The sequence below is a fragment of the Phaeobacter sp. S60 genome (assembly GCF_000826845.1).
In the GTDB taxonomy this organism is placed as follows: Bacteria; Pseudomonadota; Alphaproteobacteria; order Rhodobacterales; family Rhodobacteraceae; genus Phaeobacter; species Phaeobacter piscinae.
In genome coordinates, this window is sequence record NZ_JSWJ01000024.1 from 71,265 (window position 1) to 80,203 (window position 8,939).

The 8,939-nt window shown below is 64.3% G+C and carries 7 protein-coding genes; 2 read left to right on the plus strand and 5 right to left on the minus strand.

All coding sequences use genetic code 11. The annotated features are described in order from the left end of the window. The first annotated feature begins 12 nt into the window (after positions 1-12). Both gcvP and OO25_RS19515 read left to right on the plus strand, forming a co-directional pair. Entirely contained in the window at positions 13-2,868 is a 2,856-nt protein-coding gene (gcvP, locus tag OO25_RS19510) for an aminomethyl-transferring glycine dehydrogenase (RefSeq protein WP_040182214.1), read from the plus strand. A gap of 89 nt (positions 2,869-2,957) precedes the next feature. Beyond that, positions 2,958-4,001: a helix-turn-helix domain-containing protein gene (locus tag OO25_RS19515; protein WP_040182216.1), complete on the plus strand. Its 1,044-nt coding sequence runs from the start codon at positions 2,958-2,960 to the stop codon at positions 3,999-4,001. Between the two features lie 115 nt (positions 4,002-4,116). Here OO25_RS19515 and OO25_RS19520 read toward each other — a convergent pair whose 3' ends face one another. The 5 genes from OO25_RS19520 to OO25_RS19540 all read right to left on the minus strand — a co-directional run. Next, positions 4,117-5,454 carry an FAD-binding oxidoreductase gene (locus OO25_RS19520; RefSeq protein WP_040182218.1) on the minus strand — a complete coding sequence of 446 codons (1,338 nt, stop codon included), beginning with the start codon at positions 5,452-5,454 and terminating at the stop codon, positions 4,117-4,119. A gap of 97 nt (positions 5,455-5,551) precedes the next feature. Further along, the gene (locus OO25_RS19525) at positions 5,552-6,310 is read right to left on the minus strand and encodes an ABC transporter ATP-binding protein (RefSeq protein ID WP_040171927.1); all 759 of its coding nucleotides are present in this window, start codon (positions 6,308-6,310) and stop codon (positions 5,552-5,554) included. Continuing rightward, on the minus strand, positions 6,307-7,308 hold the full coding sequence (locus OO25_RS19530; RefSeq protein ID WP_242407076.1) for an iron chelate uptake ABC transporter family permease subunit: 1,002 nt from the start codon (positions 7,306-7,308) through the stop codon (positions 6,307-6,309). The genes OO25_RS19525 and OO25_RS19530 overlap by 4 nt, the downstream gene beginning before the upstream one ends. Further along, positions 7,301-8,305 carry an ABC transporter permease gene (locus OO25_RS19535; protein WP_082035371.1) on the minus strand — a complete coding sequence of 335 codons (1,005 nt, stop codon included), beginning with the start codon at positions 8,303-8,305 and terminating at the stop codon, positions 7,301-7,303. The genes OO25_RS19530 and OO25_RS19535 overlap by 8 nt, the downstream gene beginning before the upstream one ends. Next, positions 8,298-8,939, minus strand: a 642-nt coding sequence (locus tag OO25_RS19540; RefSeq protein WP_040182223.1) for a siderophore ABC transporter substrate-binding protein, incomplete at its 5' end; no start/stop codon positions are given. The genes OO25_RS19535 and OO25_RS19540, both read right to left, overlap by 8 nt.

The following is an 8,939-nucleotide window of genomic DNA, read 5'->3' on the forward strand; positions in this document are numbered from 1 at the left end:
TAGGACATTCCCATGGCCTTCAAACTGACTGATTACGAAGCCTACGACTTTGCCAATCGCCGCCACATCGGGCCCAGCCCACGTGAAATGGCTGATATGCTGAAGGTGATCGGCTTCAACACCCTCGATGAGCTGATCGACGCCACCGTGCCGCCTGCCATCCGCCAGAAAGAGGCGCTGGACTGGGGTCCCGCGATGACCGAACGCGATGCGCTCTTCCACATGAAAGAGATCGCGGGCAAGAACAAGGTGCTGACCTCCCTGATCGGTCAGGGCTACCACGGCACCACCACGCCGGCCCCGATCCTGCGCAACATTCTGGAAAACCCCGCCTGGTACACGGCTTACACGCCCTACCAGCCCGAGATTTCGCAGGGCCGTCTTGAGGCGCTGTTGAACTTCCAGACCATGGTCAGCGATCTGACCGGCCTGCCGGTGGCCAATGCCTCGCTGCTCGACGAAGCCACTGCCGCCGCCGAAGCCATGGCGATGGCGCATCGCGGTTCGCGCTCCAAGGCGAATAACGCGGCCTTCTTCGTGGATAAGAACTGCCACCCGCAGACCGTCGCCGTGATCAAGACCCGCGCCGAGCCTCTGGGCATCGATGTTGTGGTTGCTGAACCGGCAGAACTGGACGCGGGCGCCGTCTTTGGCGCGATCTTCCAGTATCCCGGCACCCATGGTCACGTCACCGATTTCAGCGACCAGATCGCCGCCCTGCACGAGCACAAGGGCATCGCGGTTGTCGCCGCCGACATCCTGTCGCTGGCGCTGCTGAAATCCCCCGGTGAAATGGGCGCGGATATCGCTATCGGCTCCACCCAGCGTTTCGGCGTTCCGATGGGCTACGGCGGCCCGCACGCTGCTTATATGGCGACCTCGGACAAGCTGAAGCGCTCCATGCCGGGCCGGATCATCGGTGTGTCCATCGATGCGCGCGGCAACAAGGCCTACCGCCTGTCGCTGCAAACACGCGAACAGCACATCCGCCGCGAGAAAGCCAACTCCAACGTCTGTACCGCACAGGCGCTGCTGGCGGTGATCGCGTCGATGTATGCCGTCTACCACGGTCCCGATGGCATCAAGGCGATTGCCCAGTCCGTCCACCGCAAAACCGCGCGTCTGGCCGCTGGTCTGGAAGAGGCCGGGTTCAAAGTTGAACCGGAAGTCTTCTTCGACACCATCACCGTCGAGGTGGGTCACCTGCAGAAAACCGTCATGGAAGCCGCTGTGCAGCGGGGCATCAACCTGCGCCGCGTCGGCGAAACCAAGGTCGGCATCTCGCTGGACGAACAGACCCGCCCCGAAACCATCGAGGCCGTCTGGGGTGCCTTTGGCATCGACCGCAAGGACGACAGCTCCAACAAGCAGTACCGTCTGCCCGAAGCCATGCTGCGCGACAGCGCGTATCTGACCCACCCGATCTTCCACAAGAACCGGGCCGAAGCCGAGATCACCCGCTACATGCGCCGTCTTGCCGACCGCGATCTGGCGCTGGACCGCGCGATGATCCCGCTTGGCTCCTGTACCATGAAGCTGAATGCGACCATCGAAATGATCCCGGTCACCTGGCCGGAATTTGGCAACCTGCACCCCTTCGTTCCCGAAGATCAGGCGCAGGGCTACCACCAGATGATCGACGATCTGAACGACAAGCTGTGCCAGATCACCGGCTATGACGCGATTTCCCAGCAGCCGAACTCCGGTGCGCAGGGCGAATATGCGGGCCTGCTGACGATCCGCAACTACCACGCCTCGCGTGGTGAGGCGCATCGCAACGTCTGCCTGATCCCGACCTCTGCCCATGGCACCAACCCGGCCTCCGCGCAGATGGTGGGCTGGAAAGTGGTTCCGATCAAAGCGGACGACAACGGCAACATCGACGTGGCGGACTTCCGCGAAAAGGCGGAGAAACACTCTGACCACCTCGCAGGCTGCATGATCACCTATCCGTCCACCCATGGCGTGTTCGAGACCACCGTTCAGGAGGTCTGCCAGATCACCCATGATCACGGCGGTCAGGTCTATATCGATGGCGCCAACATGAACGCGATGGTGGGTGTGTCCCGTCCGGGTGATATTGGCGGCGACGTCAGCCACCTGAACCTGCACAAGACCTTCTGCATTCCGCATGGCGGTGGTGGCCCCGGCATGGGTCCGATCGGCGTCAAGGCGCATCTGACCGAGCACCTGCCGGGTCACCCGGAATACGGCACCGCCGTGGGTCCGGTCTCGGCGGCGCCCTTCGGCTCGCCCTCGATCCTGCCGGTCAGCTGGGCGTATATCCTGCTGATGGGTGGTGCTGGCCTGACCCAGGCGACCAAGGTGGCGATCCTCAACGCCAACTACATCGCCGCGCGTCTGAAGGATGCCTATCCGATCCTCTACACGTCGGAATCCGGTCGTGTGGCGCATGAGTGCATTCTGGACACCCGTCCGCTGAATGACGAGGCTGGCGTCTCCGTTGACGATGTGGCCAAGCGCCTGATCGACAGCGGGTTCCACGCGCCGACCATGTCCTGGCCGGTGGCTGGCACCCTGATGGTGGAGCCGACGGAATCCGAACCCAAGGATGAGCTGGATCGCTTCTGCGAAGCCATGCTGTCCATCCGGTCGGAAGCGCAGGATATCATCGACGGTAAGATCGATGCCGAAAACAACCCGCTGAAGCACGCACCACATACGGTGCGCGATCTGGTTGGTGAGTGGGATCGCCCCTACTCGCGCGAGCAGGCCTGCTTCCCTCCGGGCAACCTCGGTGTTGATAAATACTGGCCGGCGGTGAACCGCGTCGACAACGCCTATGGCGACCGCAACCTGATCTGCACCTGCCCTCCGATGGAGGACTACGCAGAGGCGGCTGAATAAGCCTCCTTCCCAAGACCCGAGGTGTCGCCGGTCTCGACCGGCGGCCCTCCTGTCCGGACCAATCCACGTAGAGTACGAGAGGCAGACAGATGACCATCCACGCCCCGCGCCACGGCGACACCGATTTCGCCTTTGCCCATGGCCGCGCCTTGCGCCACATCGACGTTGTCCTTCCCGACGGCGCGCCGCGCTCCTCCGCCCAGATCATCCTCGATCTGTTCGAGGCCGCAAATGAGCTGCTGGACGGGGTGCAATACCGGGTGCGCATCTGTGGTCTGGATATGCTCTCCAGCGGTCCGGCCGGTGCCCGCCCCCGCTCACTCGTGGTGTTTCTCGGCGATATTCACAGCCGCTGGCAGCTGTCCGCAAAGGAGCGCGCCCGCGTCAATCAGGTGATGCGACTGGCCGAACGCAGCGCCTTTGTTGGTGGCGCGGTGTTCCTGTTGGATGCACTGGCCCGAGGCCAGGATCACGATCTGGCAATCCACCCGAATTTCCTTGCCTCAGCCGGGGAATGCAGCCTGCGTCAGGATCAGGACGGCGCCGCAACCGCTGTCTCCGGCACGGTGCATTCGGCGATCTGCAATTTCGCCACCCCGCGGATGCTCCTGGATATCGTTGCCGCCGATTGCGGACGGCTGGCCGCTGATGGCATGGCGCATTACCTTGGCCTTGATACCGGCAAACGCCCAACCAAGAGCCGCGTTGCCCTCAACCTTGAACAGAAATCCGCAGGCGATACGCTGATCACCCAATGTCTTGCGGTGATGCAGGACAACATCGAGGCGCCGCTCTCGGTCGCTGCCTTGGCCGAGAGCCTCAATGTTTCCACCCGCTGCCTGCAGCGCCGGTTTACCCGGCATTTCGACCGTTCACCGCTCAGCGTTTATCGCGCGTTGCGGGTGGAGCGCGCCCATCAGCTGCTGACCCAGACTGATATTCCGGTGCGCCAAGTCGCGGTCGCCACCGGGTTTGGCAGCTATCAGAGCCTCAGCCAGCACATCCGCGAAACCTATGGCCATTCCCCCGATGTGATCCGCCGCAGCGCCTTTCGCGGCGTGGCCCCGGAAACCATGCGCCCGCGCCGGTTTCGTCACGCCGAAACCGCGCAGGCGGACAGCCGGGTGATGTGAACGGACGGGTGTAGGCCGCTATCGCTGAATGCGCCAAAGCCGAGACCGCAATCTCCGTCGCTGTTGTAAACGATTATGAGCGCCTGGACATCACCGCGCGCGGCCCCGCGTCGGATCAGATCCGATCCTTGATATGATACCAGCCAAAGGCAAGCGGCAGCGACAACCGCCGCCAGCGGCCCAGCTCAAACCGGCGCAGGGGGCGCTGCATCAGATCCGGGTGCGGTCGCTGGTGGCGCCCCAGCGCCTGATCGGCAATCAGCGCCCCGGCATAAGGCGCCATACAGACGCCGCTGCCATGATACCCAAGCGCCGCAAAGGCATTGTCCATCCCCGGTATCGCCCCGGCAAAGGGCACCAGATTGCGGGTCATGCAGATGAGGCCGGACCAGAAATGCTCTGTCTCGACCGCGCGCCAGGCCGGGAACATGCGGTCAAAATCGCCCCTCGCCTTCGCCTCGGTGGCGGCGATATTCGCCTCACTCACCCGAACCGAGCCGCGCAGCCCCAGCAACAGGCGACGATCCGGCAACAGGCGCAGATAATGCAGCAGGGTGCGGCTGTCGCAGACCATCTGTTCGCTCCACCAGCCCTGATCAGCAATCTCCGCCTCGCTCAACGGGCGGGTCACCATGATATTGGACTGCACCGGCAGATAACGCCCCGCCAGCGCCACGGGCAGGTCATCCGAAGAATAGCCATTGGTGGCAACCAGCAGATGCCGGGCGCGGACCTGCCCCGTCGGCCCCTGCAACAGATACCCGCGCGCCGCCGGGGTGATCGCCTGCACCGGCGTGTCGGAGAACATCCGCACCCCGGCGGCCTCCACCGCGCGGGTCAGGCCCAGCACGAATTTCATCGGGTTCAGCGCAAATCCCACCGGCAGGTTGACCGCGCCGTGAAACTCCGGGCTGTTCAGCCCATGGGCGGCCATCTCCTCCTGCGGGATAAACTCATACGGCAGCCCATAGCGGCGGGTGTACTCCTGCCCATAGTCATGCAGCTCCGTCAGACGATCGGGGCGGTGGGCGACGAAGGTATAGCCGCGTGAATGGCGGTCCACCTCCAGCGCCAGCCGCTCGACATAGCTCTCCACCAGATCAACGGCGGCCCGCTCCGCTGCGAAAAACTGCTCCGCATCCGCCTGTCCGTAGCGGCGCAGGATGGCATCATCCGCCAGTTTCGCGCTGCCAACCGACACCAGCCCGCCATTGCGCCCCGATGCTCCCCAGCCCGGGCGCTGCGCATCCAGAAGCACCACATCGGCGCCGGCCTCCGCCAGTGTCAGCGCCGCCGACAACCCGGTGTAACCGCCGCCAATCACCGCAAACTCTGCCGTGACCTCGTCCCGCAGCGGCGCATAGCGTGGCGCCGGATCCGGTAGGAAACGGTCCCAATACCGCGCGCTGATAGGCCGGTCGGTATAGGCAAGGGGTTCGTAAATACGTCTCATCCGGGCGCGCCATCACAATAAGGTCCTGCCCCGGATCTATCCGCACCGGCCCCGGTGCAGTCAATCCCGCGCAGAAGCCTTGGGCAAGTCGGCGGCGTCAGCCGTGATAGCAGGCAATGGGGCGGCCTTCGACCTCACGCAGGGCAACCGGCGTCTGATAAAGCGCGCTGAGGCTTTCGCTTGTCGCCACCTCCGCCATCGGTCCGGCAAAGGCGACGCGGCCCCCGGCGAGGGCCACAACATGATCGGCCCAGCTGATCGCATAGTTGAGATCATGCAGCACAATCACGATGCTCTTGCCGCGGGTATCCGCGAGATGCCGCAGCTGCGCCATCAGGTTGCGCGCGTGGTTGAGATCGAGATTGTTAAGCGGCTCATCCAGCAAGAGCCAATCGGTGTCCTGCGCATAGGCCATCGCGATGAAGGCCCGTTGCCGCTGACCGCCGGACAGCTCATCCAGGAACCGGTCGCGCAGATCCTCCAGTTCAAACAGCGCCAGCGCATCGGCAATGGCGGCCTGATCCTCCGCCCCCAGTCGCCCCCGGCTGTGCGGCCAGCGCCCGAAACCCACAAGATCGCGCACCCGCACCCGGCTCGCGACGTCCAGCTGCTGACCGACCACCGCCATTCGGCGCGCCAGCTCCTCCGGCTTGATACTGCGCAGATCACATCCCGACAGGCAGACCCGCCCCCAGCTGGCCGTCAACTGCTGCGCAATCAGCTTCAGCAGCGTCGATTTCCCGGCCCCGTTCGGACCGATCAGCGCGGTGATCTGACCTGCGGGCAGGCAGGCATCCACCGTGTCCAAAATCGGTTTGTCTGCCAGTGTGAACGACAGGCCCGTCACATCGATCATCTCAGTTTTCCTCTCATCAGCAGCAGGATGAACAGCAGGCCACCGCAGAATTCAATCACGATCGCAAGGCTGGACTGCAGCTGCAACAGCCGCTCAAACAGGGTTTGCCCGGCGACCAGAACAATCGCGGCAATCAGCGCCGAGGCGGGCAGCAGCAATGCGTGCCGATGGCTTTGCATCAGGCTGTGGGCGAGGCTGGTGACCAGCAACCCGAGGAACGCAATCGGCCCCACCAGCGCCGTCGAGACCGAGACCAGCGCAGCAATAATGCACAGCAGCTGCATTTGCAGCCGGTCGTATCTGACCCCCAGACTGCGGGCCTGATCGCGTCCCAATGCGGCCACATCCAGTAGCGCCGCACGCCGCAGCAGCCAGAGCGTCGCCAACAGGGTCACCCCCGCAGCGGCCAGCAGCGCGCCACGGTCGATACTACCGAACTGCGCAAACATCCGCGTCTGCACCACCGCAAAGGCCGAGGGATCCATCAGCCGTTGCAGAAACACCGCCAGAGTGCGCAGCAGGACCGCGATCACCACACCCACGAGGATCATCAGCTGGATGTCACCACGGGTGCGCCGCAACAGGCCGGTGAACAGCACCAGCGCCACCACCATCATCACGCCGGCATTCAGCAGAAACCCGGCAAACCCAGAGAGCTGCGCCATCGACGCCAGCCCGAACATCGTCACCAGGACCGACTGCATCAGCAGAAACAGCGCATCAAATCCCATGATTGACGGCGTCAGAATTCGGTTGTTGCTCAGCGTTTGAAACAGCACCGTCGCAAGGCCAATGGCCGTACCAACGCAGATCAGCCCCGCCAGCTTTGTTGCGCGCAGCTGCAGGATATAGGCTGACGGCGCCCCGTCGGACCACGGCAACCCCCAGCTGATGAAACTGGCAGCCGCCCCAATCAGCAGCCCCGCCAGCACCAGCAACCGGCGGTCCAGCGGCGCCCGCCGCCGCCCTCTCATGCGCCACAGAGCTGCCTCAGCCATGGGCGGGCCGTCGCAGCAACATCACCAGAAACAGCGCCGCCCCAAACAGTCCGAAAACCGTGCCAGCCGGGATCTCGTAAGGGGCGCGCAGCAGTCGGCCCAGCATGTCGCAGATCAGCAGCAGCCCGGCCCCCGTCGCCGCCACCACCGGCAGGCTGTCACGCAGATTGTCCCCCATGATCCGTGACACCAGATTGGGCACCACCAGCCCGACAAAGGGCAGCACCCCAACGGTCACGATCACCAATGCCGACACCAGCGACACCACCACCACGCCAAAGCCAAGCACCTGCCCGTAACGCAGGCCAAGCCCCCGGCTGGCCATCTCGCCCAGCCCGGCAATGGTAAATTGATCCGCCACCAGATAGGCCAGCCCCGCCAGCAGCCCGGCCAGCCACAACAACTCATACCGCCCAGACAGCACGCCGGAGAATTCGCCGCTCATCCAGATCGCAAGATATTGCAGCAGGTCGGCCTGAAACGCGATGAACCCGGCAGCGGCGGCCAGAATGCCGCCATAGACCAGCCCCACCAGTGGCACCAGCAGCGGTTGCTGCGGAGGAATGCGCCGGGCCAGGGCCAGAAACACCAGCGTGCCCAGCAAAGCCGCCACCGCCGCACATAACATCTTGGCAAAGATCGGCAGCGCCGGCGCCAGCAGGGTTGCCACCAGCAGCCCCAGCATGGCCGCCTCATTAGTGCCGGTGGTGCCCGGTTCGACAAAGCGGTTACGCACCAACAGCTGCATGATCACCCCGGCAACCGCCATCGTGGCGCCGGTCAGGATCACCGCCAGCGTGCGCGGGATGCGGCTGATCAGCAGCAGCTGCGCCGCCTCTGGGTCCTGCAACAGCGCCAGCGGTGAGGTCTGATTGACCCCGATCACGCAGCTTAGCCCTGCCAGCAGCATCAGAACAAACAGGCACAGGCAGATCGCACCGCGTGCGGATCTGCCCGGCCTGCCTAGCCCGCTTATTGATCCCGTGGCCTCAGCCACCGGCCGCAAAGCCTGCACGGATCTGCTCTAGCGTGGCGGTCATCGACTGAATGCCACCGCCCGCAATGTAGATCGCAGCGGAGTCGAGATAGATGACCTGCCCTTTTTTCCAGGCCTCGGTTCCGGTCACCAGCGCATTGTCCAACGTGGCCGCGGCGGCCTGATTGTCCTGACCGATGGCGCTGGCCCGGTCGATGACAATCAGCCAGTCGGGGTTGGCCTGCGCGATATATTCAAAGGAAATCGCCTCACCATGGGTTGCGGCTTCGGCTGCGTCACCAGAGGTTGCCTCCGGCTGCTCGATCACCGCCTCCGGCAGGTTGAGCGCGCCATGCAGCCAGCCAAAGCGGGACTGCGCGCCATAGGTGGTCACCTTCGGCCCGTTGGTCATCACGATCAGCGCCCGTCCGCGCCCGTCTACGGCAGCCCGCGTCGCCTCCAGCTTGGCCAGAAACGCGGTCTCAAGGGCTGTCGCTGCCTCCCCGCGCCCCATCAACGCGCCATAGCTGCGCAACCGCGACAACGCCAGATCGACGTGGCTGGCGCCCCAGATGGTCATATCAATAGTGGGCGCGATCTCCGACAGCGCCTCAACCTGACGGGAGGAGCGCCCACCCGCCACGATCAGATCCGG